This window comes from Paracoccus yibinensis (genome assembly GCF_030846195.1).
GTDB classification, from domain to species: Bacteria; Pseudomonadota; Alphaproteobacteria; order Rhodobacterales; family Rhodobacteraceae; genus Paracoccus; species Paracoccus yibinensis.
In genome coordinates this window covers 1-1,650 of the sequence record NZ_JAVCWH010000060.1, presented here as the reverse complement: position 1 = coordinate 1,650, position 1,650 = coordinate 1, and the positions used below count along the sequence as shown (strand labels likewise).

At 61.2% G+C, this 1,650-nt stretch carries 1 protein-coding gene; it reads left to right on the top strand.

From position 1 onward, the window contains the following. Positions 1 to 165 precede the first annotated feature (165 nt). Positions 166 to 1,338 (top strand): IS5 family transposase, encoded by a 1,173-nt coding sequence (locus RAH32_RS21420; protein WP_136652220.1) that lies wholly within the window; start codon positions 166 to 168, stop codon positions 1,336 to 1,338. Positions 1,339 to 1,650: the final 312 nt, after the last annotated feature.

Below are 1,650 nucleotides of genomic sequence, written 5' to 3'. Positions count from 1 at the left end.
CCTTCATCTTGCCGTCCTCTCCGTTGCGTGGCGTTGAACACCACGACCTTGGCACACTGCGATGCCGTCAGGGGAGGGCGGCAACCATCCCATCTGAAATAGTCGGCTCTCGACGTAGTTTGCAGAACATGATTCATCGCTGGCAGGAAGACAGTGGGAGTGATCATGCGCGGAGCGGACGAGACGAGCGGGTCGCTGTTCAGCTATGTTGATCTTGAGGACCGCATCCCTGCGCGGCACCCTTTGCGCAAGATCCGACAGGTCGTGAATGACGCGCTCGCCAGCCTCGATGATGAATTCGACCGTCTTTATGTTGATTTCGGCCGCCCCTCGATCCCACCGGAGCGGCTGATCCGGGCCAGCCTGATCCAGATCCTGTTCTCGATCCGCTCCGAGCGGCAGTTGATAGAGCAGATGCAGTATAACCTCTTGTTCCGCTGGTTCGTGGGTCTGGGCATCGATGATGCGGTCTGGGTGCCAACGGTGTTCTCGAAGAACCGCGACCGGCTGCTGACGACCGAGATGTCGCGCAAGGTCATGGCGGCGATCCTGGCCCATCGCGAAGTGGCGCCACTCCTGTCGGATGATCACTTCTCGGTCGACGGCACGCTGATCAAGGCCTGGGCGTCGATGAAAAGCTTCAAGCCCAAGGCAGAGGGCACGCCGCCCGACGACGAGGGCCCTGGCGGTCCGCCCGCCCATGGTGACACCCCCGACAATCAAACTGCCGAGACCAACCCCGAGATTGCCCCGATGCCCCGCACCACCCATCGCAGCCGAAATGCCGAGGTCGACTTCAAAGGCGAGAAGCGCTCCAACGCGACCCATGCCTCTACGACCGACCCGGAGGCGCGGCTTTACAAGAAAGCCCCCGGCGCGAGTGCCGTGCTCTGCTTCATGGGGCATGCTCTGATGGAGAACCGGAATGGACTGATCGTTCAGGGCGACCTGACCCAGGCCGATGGCCATGCCGAACGGAAGGCCGCGCTCGATATGCTGCATCGTCACTCCCCAGGCTCAACCCGGAAACTGACGGTGGGCGCTGACAAGGCCTATGATGCCGCTGGCTTCGTGGCCGATCTGCGCGGGGCCTGCGTCACTCCGCATGTCGCCCAAAAAGCGCGGCATTCCGCAATCGACGGACGAACCACTCGACACAAGGGCTATGCCTTGTCCATCAAGCATCGAAAGCGGATCGAGGAGCCCTTCGGCTGGGCCAAGACCATCGGCGGCATGGCCCAGACCGTCTATCGTGGCGTTGAACGGGTGAGGTCGCGCTTCATCCTGACAATGGCCGCCAGCAACCTGGCCCGGTTGCCACGGCTTCTGGGGGCATAGAGGAAGAAGAATGCCCAAGGGACCAGGCGTGGAGGAAATCGACGACTACCCAGTCGGCATCCAAGCCAGACCACGAGGAAAACGTTCCGCCCAGTCCTGACTAAATCAGCAGCCTGTTAAAAGGGCTCTGCCTCAATCTGTGTGGCGCACTATCCTGAGAACGGGAAGATTCAGGAGGGATAGTGATGATTTCAAGGAAGCACTGGTCGCCCGGGAGCGATGTTTCCGTTCAAAGCGTTGAGCGGCGCGATTCCGGCGGGTGGACTGTATCCGGCAGTCTGACACCAAACGGCATCTGCCCAGACTGTGGAT

Excerpts from the sequence above, each read along its gene's own strand:
- RAH32_RS21420 (WP_136652220.1), top strand. The coding sequence starts at position 166 with ATGCGCGGAGCGGACGAGACGAGCGGGTCGCTGTTCAGCTATGTTGAT.